The sequence below is a fragment of the Mesorhizobium sp. CNPSo 4684 genome (assembly GCF_057784315.1).
Genome location: NZ_JBWLUX010000012.1, coordinates 151,860 through 165,197 on the forward strand (window position 1 = coordinate 151,860; position 13,338 = coordinate 165,197).

The following is a 13,338-nucleotide window of genomic DNA, read 5'->3' on the forward strand; positions in this document are numbered from 1 at the left end:
TCGTTCGACCTTGGCCTTCCTACTTTTTTCTTACCGGCGCGAGGATGTCAAAAGGCAGATCGTTCTTTTGCTCCGACGGCGTGCGTGCATAGGTTTCGGTGTCGGCCGTTTCCGGTGCATTGAACTCGGTCTTGGCGTAGGCGGTTGCTTGTTTGGCCGGCTGAAGGTCCATGGTCTTCAGCAACTGTCCGGTTGCCGCCAGCAGACGGTACTGGGCGAAAAGCGACGCGTAGGACGCGGTGTCGGCAAGCGTCGCTGTGTTGAACCGGGTGTTCTGTGCGTCAAGCACGTCGAGCAGCGAGCGCTGTCCGACCTTGAACTGCTCGCGATAGGACCCCACCAACTTTTCGCTGGCGGCTGCCTGAAGCTTCAGCGTCTTGGCCAGGTCGGCCTGCCGGAAGCGTCGATCCCATGACGTACGTACGGCTTCCTCGATCTCGCGCAGGACTTGGTGCAGGACAAGGCGCTGCTCGCTGGTGCGGCGGATTTGCTCCTGCTCGTTGGCCTTGTCGATGCCGCCTCGATAAAGGTTCCAGCGCAGCACGACCCTTGCCTGAAGGTCGCTCGTGTCGCCGTCACTGCCATCGATGTCGGATCCTGCCCGGGCGACACCTTCGGCGGTGATCGACGGCCCGAATTTTGCCCGTGCGGCATCCACGAGGGAAGCCGCCGCGTCGATATCGCTGTTGGCCATATGCACGCGCGGATTGTTCTGTCGTGCCAGCCCGATTGCTTCGTCAAGAGATCTCGGCAGCGCGGCGGACACATCGCCCGGCCTCGAGGCGCTGGTCAGCGGCTTACCGACAGTCTTGAAGAACCGGATCTTTGCTGCCTCTAGTTCCTCGGTGGCTTCCTGCACACGGGCCTTGGCGGCGAACAGCCGCTCCTCAGCCTGCTGACGATCGGCCTCGTTCAGCGCGCCGCCGGCAATGCCTTGCCGGATGTCGCCGAGAATTCCCTGATGGAATCCGAGGTTCTTCTTTGCTTCGACAACGATCGAGGCCTGCAACATGGCTTCGAGGTAATCCTGGACAACCGAGAGCCCGATGAATTCGGACCGTTCCAGAACCCGGAACGAGGCACCGTCGACGCGCGAGGCCTGGCGGTTTAGTTCGGCGCGCCTTGCACCGCTGTCGTAGAGCGTCTGCGTAACCGTGAGGTCGGTTTCAGCTGGATAGAGCGTGTCATTCTCGATGGAAAGTGAGCGCCTGTCCGGATTGTCGAGGCGGCGAGCCCCCGCCGACGCTTCCAGGTCAACGCTGGGAAGATAAAGCCCCTTAGCCTGGCGCAGTTCGAATTCGATTGCTTCGCGGTTTTCGATTGCCTGGCCAATCTCGGGATTGGACTCCACCGCGACCGCCATCGCCTCTTTAAGAGTGAGCGCGTGAGCATTCCCGCAGCCCAATATGGCAACCGTCGTCAGCAGGCCAAGGCGCTTGCATATGGCCCACATAGTTATCGAATTCATTTTACCCACCCCAACATTCCCCCTGCACGTTATTCCAAGCGCTACGACCCAAGCACAATTGTCTACAAACTTACAATTTAGTGGAGACTAAAAGGGTGGATCCAAGCCACAAATTTACGCAATGTAGCAAAAATAGCACAAAGAATGCCCGGCCGCCCTCCGGTTAAGCGCTGCCGACCACGTGCGCCTGTTTCCATGGTCTGCGACCCTGGAGCTGACGGCGCCCAGGTGGAAGGCCCGCCCTGTGACCGAGGAGCCCAGCTTTCCTACTCCGCTGTGCCAGCTTTCTTTCTGCGCCGATTGGTGTGCGACTGCGCGACGGCCATCTGCAACTCGGGTGTGATCTCCAATGGCGCATTCTCTGCCTCATGTGGATTCTGCAGCCCTTGGACGTGGACCGTCGGAAATGGCAGTTCGATGCCTTGCTCCTTGAAGACCTGGCGCAGGCGCACATAGAATTTGCGTTTCATGCCGAAGGCGCCTCCGGGTCTGGTCATGGCTTTCACCCTCAATACGATGCCGTACTCGCCGAACTCCTGTACCCCCTGCATCTTGATCGGGTCGAGCACCCAGTTCTTGAATTCGGGATCTTCCGCCAGTTCGAGACCGATTCGCTTGATCAGCTTGCGGGCGAAGTCGATATCGGTGTCATAGCCGACGGTGATGTTGAATTTGTCGATGACCCAGTCACGGCTCTGGTTCTGGACTGCCCCGAGTTCACCGAACGGTATCGTGAACAGCGGACCACGATGGTGGCGCAGCTTCACCGAACGCAGCGAAAAGCTTTCCACGGTACCCTTGTAATTGCCCGAAGAAATATATTCGCCGACACGAAACGCGTCATCGAGCAGAAAAAACACGCCTGAAATGATGTCCTTGACTATGGTTTGTGCGCCAAAGCCGACCGCGACGCCGACGACGCCGGCGCCGGCGATCAGCGGGCCGATCTGGATACCCAGCGACGCCAGCATCATCAGCACCGCCATCACGATGATCGATGCGAGCAGGATGTTCTGGAGGATCGGCAACAGCGTGTGCAGTCGCGCCTGCTGCGGGTCGAGGATCGGGACCTCTTCCTCGTTGATCACAGGGTGCGGTGCTTCGATGCCCAGCTTTCGTTCGATCAAAGCCTTGATAATCGACCAGCCGAAATCGGCTGCCAGCGCAATGACCACGACATTGATCAAGCCGCGCAATATGAACGTCGTCGTCGTATCGCTGTCGCGCATGGATTGCATGTTCAGGCCCCAGACGCGGGCGAGAAAGTAAGCCGCCGCCAGGATGAAAATCATTCGGATTGCGCGATCGATGACGGCGATCGTCACCGCCGGGATCGTAGGCCGGCCGGCATCTTCCGAACCCGGCCGCAGAACGAAATTAACCCCGCGCTGCGTCAGCACGATTGCCAAAGGCAGGAAGAATGCAGCGAAGGTAAACCAGAAGTAGGTATAAAGGCCGGCGATGCGCTGCAGGAACAGAACGACGAAATAAGCAGTCAATAACCATGTCGTTTCCGTGTGACCGCCATGGCGCGCACCGTCTCGGTGCGTTCTTGGCCGACGCCAAATGGCGAGCAGCAAGAGCACCAGCAGCACGAAATCGGCGCCCAGTGACAGGACCATCATTCCGTCCTGATCGATGCCGAGACCCGGCAAGAGGATAAACGCGGCGCCGAAGAAGGCGAAGACCCCAACGATCCGGGGTAACCAATAGGCCCAGTGGTCAGCCGTCTCGTTGGTGATCGGCAAAGCACGAACCTCGACGGCGTTCTCGACCTCCATGAAGGACGGGACGAGCGTGGCCATGACGTACAAGCGTACACCCCATGTGACGACTGCCGCCATCAGAAATGTCAGCACAATCTCGCGGATAAGCATTGGCCAGTCGAACAGCATGAACGCGCCGGCGCTGCCCAGTGCGAACGAGACGATCAACATGCTGGAATAAAGCGCGCGACCGCCAATCTTCTTGGCTCGCCCGATGGGTGTATCCTTCGGTTGCGCGATAATCCAAAGACGAAATGGACGGGTGACCTTGTACGTTGCCCACGTGAGCGCCAGGCCGGCAGCGATGAACATCGCAATCAGAATAAGTACGCTGACGGGCCCCTTGCTGGACATATCCTGCATGGTCTCGGCCCGAACGCGCGCGAACTGGCCTGGCAGCAGGGGCAAAGTCCGCACGATCCTTTCGATATGATGCCTGATCCGATCGAGCGTCGAGGATGCCATCGTATTCATCTGGCCCGTTGGGGCCACGGCGTCGGACGATGCGTCGGCCGGCGAAGCTCCCGTCTCGGCAGGCGTTGACCCGGCGTCCTGATTTCGTTGTTCGGCCACCCAGGCCTTCACCGACGGATCATCGAGAAGCTCGAACAGCTGTTTGACCCTTTCAGGCGGGACGGTCGCCGGCGCCTGCGCCTGCGCCTGACCAGCCAACAAAAGGGCGATCCCGAGGACGAACGGCCTGGCAATCAGGACAAACATTGCCGCCAGGTCTCCGAGACGCCGTGCCGGGCGTGCCAGAGTCTTGGCTCCAAATCGTCGATTCATGAGTGGCATCGTGCGGTAACCTTCCGGTCAAATCGGCGAGAAAGACAGCTAGGTCCGTCGTTGCTCCTACCTTGAACAAGCCGATGTTGTGGTGCAAGTCTCATCGCTCCTGGCTAGTCCGTTGGGCAGGGCACCTGGCGACCGGCAAGGCATTTGTCTGTCCCTTATGTCGGAAGGACTTTCCAGTTCAGAATTAAGGATATCGTATATCCACAAGGATGTAGAATATCCTTAATAACGAATGGAAGGGGGTCCTCCGACATCCTCACCAAGGAGGCCACACCGTCAGCGTCGTCCAGAACCCGACCGTATCTCCAAGGAAGACGCGCACGTCACCCGCCGTGCGATCGATGCATGGGTGGCAAGATGTGTTGGCAGGCACGCCATTGCCCTCGGAACTGACTGCGGCACCATGTCTCTGTGCTGGCCGCCAGACCTTGGTTGCCAATCCAGGGGCAGCCACGGAAACTGCACCGCGTTGAGGAACCGAATGAGAAGTCGCGCATGAACATCGAGGGTACCTGCGATCCAAGCTTTGCCGGTGTGCGCGACGCGTTTGCCACGTGTTTCGCGCAAGGGCTGGAGCATGGCGGCGGCGTGTCGGTCGTGGTCCAAGGCAGGACCGTCGTTGATTTGTGGGGCGGTCATGCGGATGCCGCGCGCGCTCGTCCGTGGCGGGAAGACACGCTGGTCAATGTCTGGTCTTGCACCAAAGGCGTCGTGGCCTTGGCCATCGCCATGCTGGTGGAGCGCGGCAAGCTCGATTATGCCGCCCCCGTTGCGCGCTACTGGCCGGAGTTCGCGGCCGGCGGCAAGGAGTGCATCACGCTCGATCACGTGATGTCGCATCAAGCCGGGCTGAACGGTCTCGCCGTACCGATGGACGAGGAAGGGCTTCTGGCATGGACGCCCTTTGTCGATGCGCTTGCCGCCATGTCACCCCTGTGGGAGGCGGGCAGCCGCTGTGTCTATCACGCCCTTACCTACGGCCACCTTGCGGGCGAAGTGCTGCGCCGTGTCGATGGGCGAAGCATGGGCCGCTTCATCGCGGAAGAGATCGCAGGCCCGCTTGGCGCTGATTTTCACGTCGGCCTGCCAGCCAGCGAGGATCCCAGGGTCGCAGAGATGATTGAAGGTCCAAAGGCTTCCGACTGGGTAGAGTTTGTCCGCGCCTCGCCCTTTCCCCACGCAGCCGAGAATCCGACACCCCGGGCAACGGCACCCAACGACCGCGCCTGGCGCGCCGCCGAGGTGCCGGGTGGCAATGGCCAGTCGACGGCACACGCACTGGCACGCATCTACGGTATGATGGCGGCCGGCGGCGTTTGGGAGGGCAAGCCTCTGATCGGCCCTACCGCGGTCGAAGCAGCGGCAAGACCTCGCATTCGCGGCATGGACGACAGCTTCGCGGCGCCGACAGCCTTTGCCGGCGGCTATCAGATGGAGGATCCCACCTATGCCAGCCGCGCGTCGCCGCAAACGTTCGGCCATAGCGGCTGGGGCGGCGCCATCGGCTTTGCCGATCCCGCCGCCGGTGTCGGGTTCGGCTATGTCACCAACCGTATGCTCGGTTTCGACGACCTCGATCCACGCCGCAAAGCTTTGATCGACGCCGTTTACGACGCGCTCTGATGTAAGCACACAGGCTGGTCATTGATTTCGCTGGCTCCGAACATCAAGAGACCAGAGCGCCAACCACCGCGGCACAGTCACCGGCTTTGACCAGACCTGGAAAATGCCGCGCTGCCAGCATTCCGGACATTTTTGCCCTGATTTCCTGCGGCGCGATGCCGGTGCGGCCGGTGGAGTGGATACGCGCCAGCACCGCGCCTTCTTTCACGGGCTCGCCGAGATCGACCATGGTTTCGATCATCCCGTCATCCTCGGCGAAGGAGAAGCAATCGCCCGACGGCATGTCCAGCCATTGGGTCGTGCCTTTCTCGACCGCACCCTCAACAATGCCGGCATGGCGCAGTACATTGCTGATGCCGCGCCGCGCGATCCGCACCGTTTGCGCACGCGAGGTGCCGCCGCCACCAAGCTCGGTGCTGACGAAGACCTTACCCATCTCCTCCGCCGCCGTGTCGTACATGCCGACGGAATCGATCTCGATCATGCGCATCGAGAACGGGGCCGAGAATGCCGCGACCGCGTCGAAGGCTTTCTGCTCCAGCGCCTTGTCGGACAAAGTGTGGGCGGCGCAGAACGGTACGAAGTCCAGCGTCCTGCCGCCGGAGTGGAAGTCGAAGACGAGGTCGGCGCGGGGCAGCAATTCGCGTTGAAAGTAGTCGGCGATCTTTTCCGTCACCGTGCCGTCGGGCCGGCCGGGGAAACTGCGGTTCATATTGCCCTTGTCGATCGGCGACGTGCGGGTGCCGGCGCGGAAGGCCGGATAATTCATCGCCGGCACGATGATCACCGTGCCGGAGACGTCTTTCGGGTCAAGCGTGCGGGCGAGGTCGTAAAGCGCCAACGGCCCCTCATACTCGTCGCCATGATTGCCGCCGGTGAGCAGGGCAGTCGGCCCCTTGCCCTTGCGGATGACGCAGATCGGGATCATCACCGAGCCCCACGCGGAGTCGTCGCGACTGTAGGGCAAGCGCAGGAAACCATGTTGCACGCCATCCTTGTCGAAATCGACGGTCGGGGCGATCGGGGATGGGCGGGACATCGTTTTCAATTCTTCACCACCAGTTTGCGCGGCACATTGGCCAGGCACTCTACACCGGTTTCGGTGATCAGGATGGATTCGGTGATCTCCAGTCCCATCGTCTCCAGCCACAGGCCGGTCATGAAATGGAAGGTCATGCCGGGCTTCAGTTCGGTGCGATCGCCGGGGCGCAGGCTCATGGTGCGTTCGCCCCAGTCCGGCGGATAAGACAGGCCGATCGGATAACCCGTGCGGTTGTCCTTGACGATTCCGTATTTCTTCAAGACGGCGAAGAAGGCGTTGGCAATGTCCTCGCAGGTGTTGCCGGGTTTGGCCGCTGCAAGCCCCGCCTCCATGCCTTCCAGCGTCGCCTTTTCGGCGTCGAGAAATTCCTGCGTCGGCTTGCCCAGAAAGACGGTGCGCGACAGCGGGCAGTGATAGCGGTTGTAGCAGCCAGCGATCTCGAAGAAAGTGCCTTCGCCGGACTTCATCGGCTTGTCGTCCCAGGTCAGATGCGGTGCCGACGCGTCTTCGCCCGACGGCAGCAGCGGCACGATCGCCGGATAGTCGCCGCCGATCCCATCGACGCCGCGCGTGCCGGCATCATAGATCTCGGCGACGAGGTCGCATTTGCGCATGCCGACCTCGATCTTGTCGACAATGCGCTGGTGCATGGCTTCGACGATGCGGGCCGCCTTGCGCATATAATCGATCTCGGTCGCGCTCTTCACCGCGCGCTGCCAGTTGACCAAAGCTGTGGCATCGACAAAGCGGGCATTGGGAAGGTGTTTCTGCAGCGAAGCGAAGGCGGCGGCCGAGAACCAGTAATTGTCCATCTCGACGCCGATGGTCAGCGTTCCCCAGCCGCGATCCGCAAGCACGCTGGACAAAAAATCCATCGGGTGGCGCTCGGTCGACTGCACATAGTGGTCGGCGTAGCCGACGATGTTGTCATGCGCGAGATAGGCTGTGCGCTTGGCGCCGTTGGCGTCCTGGCCGCGGCCATACCAGACCGGCTCCCCCGACGGCGGCACGATGACCGCCTGATGCACGTAGAACGACCAGCCATCATAGCCGGTCAGCCAGGCCATGTTGGAGGGATCGCTGATAACCAGGAGATCGACGCCCTTCATCTCCATGGCTTGCCGTGTCTTGGCGAGGCGATCTGCAAATTCGCCGCGCGAGAATTTCAGGTTCGGTTGCATTGTTCTTGGGTCCTCGTTTGTTGGGCCTGGAGTCTGTTGCAACTTTGTTGAAACGGACTCGTCGTTCTTGTTTGAGCGCGATCTTTTCGGAAAACCGGTTCCCACTTTTCCGGATCACGCTTTGGCCAGCATCAGCTTTCGAAAATCGTCCCTGACTTGGCCGCACGTGCGCGGTCGCGGGCGAATGTTGCGATCGCCGTATCCTGCACACCGGTGCCGGTCAGGTCGGCGATGGTGATGTCGCTGGCCGAGCCCCTTCCATCACGTTCGCCGGCGATGATCTGGCCGAGTTCGGTGACCTCGGCGTCGGCACTCATCACGCCCGACGCGATGGCGTGATGGAGTTCACCGAGGCGCCGTGTCTGCGCGGCGCTGTCGGCGACATAGAGATCGGCCATGCGCAGGATCGCCGGCGCGATCTCGTTCTTGTGCTCGGCGTCCGAGCCCATGGCGGTGATGTGCTGGCCGGCAACGACAAAGCCGGCCTTGATCAGCGGCTCGGTCGACGGCGTGGTGGTGACGATGATGTCGGCGCCGCCAACAGCCTTTGCCGCGTCCGGTTCGGCGCGCACGAGGATGCCGAGTCTTTCGTGCAGGGCGCTTGCCGTCGCCTCCGCCTTGACGGCATCGCGCGCCCAGATGCGTGCCTCGGTGATTGGCCGCACCAGCATGAGCGCTTCGAGCTGCAGCCCGGCCTGTACGCCGGCGCCGAAGATCGCGGCAACAGACGAATCCGGCCGCGATAAATGCTTCGCCGCGACCGCCCCGGCAGCGGCGGTACGGATGTCGGTGAGATAGCCATTGTCGAGCAGCAGCGCTTCGACCACGCCGGTTCTTGCCGAGAGCAGCACCATCATGCCGCCCCCGCTGGGCAGACCGAGTTTCGGATTGTCGAAGAAGCCGGAACTTATCTTGACGGCGAAGCCATCTATGCCAGGCACATAGGCCGACTTCACATCGACCTCGCCGCGATGCTCGTGAATATCCAGCCGCAGAATCGGCGGCATCGCGACAGGCAGCGTGGCAAGCGCACGGAAAGCGTTTTCGACGCAGGCAACAGCGTCGAGATCGAGCGTCACGATTGTGCGCAGTTCCTTCTCGGTGAGGATCGTCATCCGGCTCATGCCGTGGGCTCCGCAATGGCGTCACTGCAGATGATCTTGCGATGCGTGTTCATATCGATGTTGCGACCGGACAGCAGAACCACGACCGGCCCGTTCACTCTGACCTTGCCGGCGAGCAGCGCGGCGATGCCGACCGCGCCGGCACCTTCGACGATCTCGCGTTCCTGTTCGTAGGCATGGCGGATGCCGGCGGCGATCTCGTCCTCGCTAAGCAGAACCACGTCGTCGAGCAGGTCGCGGCACATGGCGAAGGTCAGCCGGTTGTCGAGGCCGATGCCGCCGCCGAGCGAATCCGCCAGCGTCGGCAATTCTTCCACCTCGACCGGCTGGCCGGCATCGAGGCTCGCCTTCATCGCAGCACCACGCGCCATCGAAACACCGATCACTTTTGCCTGGGGGTTGACGCCCTTGATGGCGGCGGCGATGCCCGAGGCCAGCCCGCCGCCGGAGAGCTGCACCAGAACGAGAGCGGCGTCCGGAACCTGCTCGATCATCTCCAGCCCGAGCGTGCCTTGCCCGGCGATAATGGCGGGATGGTCGAAGGGCGGCAGCATCACCAACCCTTCTTGCGCCACCAGCCGCTCGACCTCTTTCTGCGCCTCATCCTGACTGTTGCCGATGATGCGGACATCCGCGCCAAGGCGGCGGATTTCGTCGAGCTTGTTTCCCGGCACCAGCCGCGACATGCAGATCACCGCGCGCATGCCTTCGACCTTTGCCGCAAAGGCCAGCGCGCGGCCGTGATTGCCGGTCGACGCCGCCACCACGCCGCGCGCCTTCTGCTCGGCGCTCAGCGAAGCGACGGCGTTCGAGGCGCCGCGCAGTTTGAAGCTTCCGGTGGTCTGGCGATGTTCGAGTTTGAGGTGGACGGGGATGCCGAAGCGTCCCGACAGGCTGTGGGACAATACGGTTGGGGTGCGCACAACCTTGTCGGCGATGCGCTCGCGGGCCGCATGGATGTCCGTTAGGGTGACGGCGCGCGTCATGGGGCGACCCCCTCTGGCCTGCCGGCCATCTCCCCCTCAAGGAGGGAGATAAGCAGCTTCGACGCTGCCGCTCTTCCTGTTGCGTCGACGATTGGCGAAAGCCGGGCAGCAGCTGATCTCCCCCCTTGAGGGGGAGATGGCCGGCAGGCCAGAGGGGGTCGCTCGTGAATATGAGACATCGTCTTACTGCACCAAAGGCAGCATCATCAGGCGGCCAAACTCAGGGCGCGGTGTTTCATCGCCACACAGCCGCAAGCAATTCCAGGCGCTCGCCTGGTTGCTGGTGACCACCGGGCGGCCGATCGCCTCTTCCATGCCGGGAACCGCGAGCGCACCGCGCAGCGCGGTGCAGGATACGAACAGCGCATCGGCTTCAGCGTGCGTCGCCTCGCGCGCCAGTTCGACAATGGATTCCGGCGCAATGCGCGCCATCTCGCGGTCATCCTCGAAACCGAGGCAAGTGAAGCTGAGGATCTCGAAACCCCGCGCCGCAAAATAGGCGGCCATCGGCCTAGAGGTCTCGACGGTGTAAGGGGTGAGGATGCTGATCTTCTTCGCGCCCAAAGCCTTCAGTCCGCGCACGCCGGCCATCGGCGGTGTGACGACGGGAACGCCTGATTTGGCAGACTGGATTGCCACCTCGATCTCGGCGTCGCCGATCACCACAGAGGCGGAGGTGCAGGAATAGCAGATGGCGTCGAGGCTCTCGTCAGGCAGGATGAGCGCCGCGCCTGCCGCCAGCTCCGGCTGCATCTTGCGAAGGTTTTCCGGCGTGGTCGGGTTCTTGTAGGGAATGCGCGCGACATAGACACCGACCCGCTCGCTCGCCACCATGCGGCGGAAGTCCGGCTCGCTGGTGTGGTCGGTGGCAAGGATGATCAGGCCAACGCGCTTTTCCAGCGGGCGCGCGTCGAGCGCCGGCCTTGCCGGCATCAGCCTGATTTCGGGCAGCGGTTTCATCTTGAGAATTACCTTTCGATCTTGCCGTAGCGATGTTCCAGCCAGCGCAGCAGCACGACCGAAAAGAGGCTGATGACGAGGAAGAAAGCGCCGACCAGCGTGATCGGCTCGATGTAGCGATAATAGGTGTTGGCGACGCTCTTGGCCTGGTTCATCAGCTCCAGCACGGTGATCGCCGACAGCAGCGGCGTCTCCTTGAACATGGCGATGAAATAATTGGCCAGCGCGGGGATCATCGGCGGGATGGCCTGCGGGATGATGATGTTGGTCCAGGTCTGCGTGGCGCTGAGATTACAGGCCTTGGCCGCTTCCCACTGGCCGCGCGGCACGTTGTCGATGCCGGCGCGATAGACTTCGGCCGTGTAGGTGCCGTAGTGCAGGCCAAGCCCGATGACGCCGGCGACCAGCGGCGGCAACAGGATGCCGAAATCCGGCAACACGTAGAAGATGAAATAGAGCTGCACCAGAAGCGGCGTGCCGCGGATGAATTCAGCCGCCCAGCCGACGGTGCGTGACAGAACCTTGTTGGGCGAGCGCCGCGCCAACGCGATGCCCAGACCCACAATAGCAGCCAGCACGGAGCCGAGCAGCGTCGCCAGGATGGTGATCTTCACGCCCTGGATCAGCGTCGGCATGATCTCCCAGACAAAGTTCCAATCCCACTCCATCAGACGCGCACCCCATCGAGGCCACGCGCCATGCGGCGTTCCAGAGAACGCACGCCCCAGGAAATGATCAGCGCCAGCGCGAAATAGATGATCAGGATGGTGGTGAACGGCACCAGTGTGTTGCCGGTTTGCGAACGCACGACCTGCGCCTGGAAAGTGAGATCGGCGAGCGAGATCAGCGACACCACGGAAGTCGCCTTGAGCAGCTCGATGGCGTTGTTGCCGAAGGTCGGCAGCATGATCAGCAGCGCCTGCGGCAGGATGATGTGGCGCATGCCTTGCCAGCGGCCGAGATTGAGTGCGATGCAGGCCTCATATTGTTCGCGACCGACCGACTGGATGGCGCCGCGCACCACTTCCGCCGCATAGGCGCCGACATTCAAGCCCAGCGCCAGCACGCCGGCCTGCAGCGGGGTCAGCTCGAGGCCGATCAACGGCAACACGAAATAGGCAAAGAACAGCTGCACGAAGATCGAGGTGCCGCGGAAGAATTCGATATAGACGGTTGCCAGCCAGCGCAGCGCAAAGAAGCGCGACACGCGCCCCATGCCGGCAAGGAAGGCCATGATCAGCGCAAGCACCGACCCCATCAGCGTCAGCTCGATGGTGACAAGCGCTCCTTGCAATATCAGGCCGAGATAGCCGGACCACTGGGTCATTGAGTTGGAGGGTTCCCACGTTTGCGGTTGTGCGAGGCGGCGGCGAAAGCTTCCTTCTCCCCGTTAACGGGGAGAAGATGCCGGCAGGCAGATGAGGGGCAGCGCGAACTTACGAAGGTGTGGCGCTGCCCCTCATCCGGCCCTTCGGGCCACCTTCTCCCCGTGAACGGGGAGAAGGCAAAAACGCGCTATTTCGCGGCGCAGAGCTTGTCTCGGCTCGTTGACATCGCTGCTGCCGCCGAGAAGCCGTAGGGCTCGATGATTTTGGCGAAGTCGCCGGATTTCTTCAGCTTGGCCAGTTCGACATCGAAGGCATCACGCAATGCCTCATCGCCCTTCTTGAAGGCGGCGCCGTCGCAATAGACCGGCGCGCCTTGCACAGGCGCAATGACTTCGAGGTTCGGGTCGGCAGCCTTCTTGACGAGGTCGTTGATCGACAGAACGGGCAGCGAGTAGGCATCGATGCGGCCGTCCTGCAGCATCTTCAGGCCGCTCTGGCCGTCCGGCACGACGATGACGCGTTCGCGCGGCACGCCGGCGTTGAGCGCCAGCTTCTCTTCGGTGCCGCCGCCCGGCGCGCCGATCGTTGCTGACGTGTCCTTGGCGACATCCTCGTAGCTCTTGAAGCCCTTCGGATTGCCCTTCTTCACCAGCATCGCCTCGGCGTCGCACAGCACCGGTTCCGAATAGACGACCGCTGCGCAGCGCTCCGGCTTCATGAACAGGCCGGCGGTGACGACGTCGAAGCGGCCGGCCTGCAGTCCGGGGATCATGGCGCCATACTCTGAGATCGACGCGACGATGTCGCCAACGCCGAGACGCTTGAAGATCTCGCGGGCCACGTCGGGCGCCGCGCCCGAAACCTTGCCGTCGGCGGCGACCGCCGTATAGGGCGGCTCGTTGGCGATCGCGACTCGGGCAAAGCCCTGCGCCTTCAGCTGCTCGAGCTTACTGTCATCGGCCGAACCGGTGCTTGAAGCCGCGAGTACCGCCGTCAGTGCGAGACCGGCGACGCCGGCCAGAATGCCAAGTTTCTTCATTGTTCCCAACTCCTTGTTTGTCTTCT

The 13,338-nt window shown here is 62.3% G+C and carries 11 protein-coding genes; 1 reads left to right on the forward strand and 10 read right to left on the reverse strand.

Features of this window, described 5'->3' with window-relative positions:
- Positions 1–19 precede the first annotated feature (19 nt).
- Positions 20–1,468, reverse strand: a complete 1,449-nt coding sequence (locus AC04SG_RS13230; protein WP_488551387.1) for a TolC family protein — start codon at positions 1,466–1,468, stop codon at positions 20–22.
- A 266-nt stretch (positions 1,469–1,734) separates the two neighbouring features.
- Positions 1,735–3,954 (reverse strand): mechanosensitive ion channel family protein, encoded by a 2,220-nt coding sequence (locus AC04SG_RS13235; protein ID WP_488551388.1) that lies wholly within the window; start codon positions 3,952–3,954, stop codon positions 1,735–1,737.
- 570 nt (positions 3,955–4,524) lie between these two features.
- On the opposite strand from AC04SG_RS13235, the gene AC04SG_RS13240 reads away from it, so the two are divergent.
- Positions 4,525–5,652, forward strand: coding sequence for a serine hydrolase domain-containing protein (locus AC04SG_RS13240; protein ID WP_488551389.1), 1,128 nt, complete (start codon positions 4,525–4,527; stop codon positions 5,650–5,652).
- A 43-nt stretch (positions 5,653–5,695) separates the two neighbouring features.
- Here the strand turns inward: AC04SG_RS13240 and doeB are convergent, their stop codons facing one another.
- The 8 genes from doeB to ehuB form a co-directional block, all read right to left on the reverse strand.
- Positions 5,696–6,691: a N(2)-acetyl-L-2,4-diaminobutanoate deacetylase DoeB gene (gene doeB / locus AC04SG_RS13245; protein ID WP_488551390.1), complete on the reverse strand. Its 996-nt coding sequence runs from the start codon at positions 6,689–6,691 to the stop codon at positions 5,696–5,698.
- A gap of 5 nt (positions 6,692–6,696) precedes the next feature.
- Positions 6,697–7,875, reverse strand: a complete 1,179-nt coding sequence (doeA, locus tag AC04SG_RS13250) for an ectoine hydrolase DoeA (protein WP_488551391.1) — start codon at positions 7,873–7,875, stop codon at positions 6,697–6,699.
- A gap of 131 nt (positions 7,876–8,006) precedes the next feature.
- On the reverse strand, positions 8,007–8,999 hold the full coding sequence (locus AC04SG_RS13255; RefSeq protein WP_488551392.1) for a cyclodeaminase: 993 nt from the start codon (positions 8,997–8,999) through the stop codon (positions 8,007–8,009).
- Positions 8,996–9,985 (reverse strand): hydroxyectoine utilization dehydratase EutB, encoded by a 990-nt coding sequence (eutB, locus tag AC04SG_RS13260; protein WP_488551393.1) that lies wholly within the window; start codon positions 9,983–9,985, stop codon positions 8,996–8,998. Before eutB ends, AC04SG_RS13255 begins: the two co-directional genes overlap by 4 nt.
- A 183-nt stretch (positions 9,986–10,168) precedes the next feature.
- Positions 10,169–10,945, reverse strand: coding sequence for an ectoine utilization protein EutA (gene eutA, locus AC04SG_RS13265; protein WP_488551394.1), 777 nt, complete (start codon positions 10,943–10,945; stop codon positions 10,169–10,171).
- Positions 10,946–10,953: 8 nt separating this feature from the next.
- The gene (gene ehuD / locus AC04SG_RS13270) at positions 10,954–11,613 is read right to left on the reverse strand and encodes an ectoine/hydroxyectoine ABC transporter permease subunit EhuD (RefSeq protein ID WP_112566166.1); all 660 of its coding nucleotides are present in this window, start codon (positions 11,611–11,613) and stop codon (positions 10,954–10,956) included.
- Positions 11,613–12,272: an ectoine/hydroxyectoine ABC transporter permease subunit EhuC gene (ehuC, locus tag AC04SG_RS13275; protein WP_488551395.1), complete on the reverse strand. Its 660-nt coding sequence runs from the start codon at positions 12,270–12,272 to the stop codon at positions 11,613–11,615. Before ehuC ends, ehuD begins: the two co-directional genes overlap by 1 nt.
- 188 nt (positions 12,273–12,460) lie before the next feature.
- A complete protein-coding gene (gene ehuB, locus AC04SG_RS13280; RefSeq protein ID WP_352557105.1) occupies positions 12,461–13,312 on the reverse strand; it encodes an ectoine/hydroxyectoine ABC transporter substrate-binding protein EhuB in 852 nt (283 codons plus the stop codon).
- Positions 13,313–13,338: the final 26 nt, after the last annotated feature.

Bases quoted from the DNA above. Each gene is read 5' to 3' on its own strand.
- AC04SG_RS13230 (WP_488551387.1), bottom strand. From the start codon at position 1,468: ATGAATTCGATAACTATGTGGGCCATATGCAAGCGCCTTGGCCTGCTG.
- AC04SG_RS13235 (WP_488551388.1), bottom strand. From the start codon at position 3,954: ATGTTTGTCCTGATTGCCAGGCCGTTCGTCCTCGGGATCGCCCTTTTG.
- ehuD (WP_112566166.1), bottom strand. From the start codon at position 11,613: ATGGAGTGGGATTGGAACTTTGTCTGGGAGATCATGCCGACGCTGATC.
- doeB (WP_488551390.1), bottom strand. From the start codon at position 6,691: ATGTCCCGCCCATCCCCGATCGCCCCGACCGTCGATTTCGACAAGGAT.
- eutB (WP_488551393.1), bottom strand. From the start codon at position 9,985: ATGACGCGCGCCGTCACCCTAACGGACATCCATGCGGCCCGCGAGCGC.
- doeA (WP_488551391.1), bottom strand. From the start codon at position 7,875: ATGCAACCGAACCTGAAATTCTCGCGCGGCGAATTTGCAGATCGCCTC.
- ehuB (WP_352557105.1), bottom strand. From the start codon at position 13,312: ATGAAGAAACTTGGCATTCTGGCCGGCGTCGCCGGTCTCGCACTGACG.
- AC04SG_RS13240 (WP_488551389.1), top strand. From the start codon at position 4,525: ATGAACATCGAGGGTACCTGCGATCCAAGCTTTGCCGGTGTGCGCGAC.
- ehuC (WP_488551395.1), bottom strand. From the start codon at position 12,272: ATGACCCAGTGGTCCGGCTATCTCGGCCTGATATTGCAAGGAGCGCTT.
- eutA (WP_488551394.1), bottom strand. From the start codon at position 10,945: ATGAAACCGCTGCCCGAAATCAGGCTGATGCCGGCAAGGCCGGCGCTC.
- AC04SG_RS13255 (WP_488551392.1), bottom strand. From the start codon at position 8,999: ATGAGCCGGATGACGATCCTCACCGAGAAGGAACTGCGCACAATCGTG.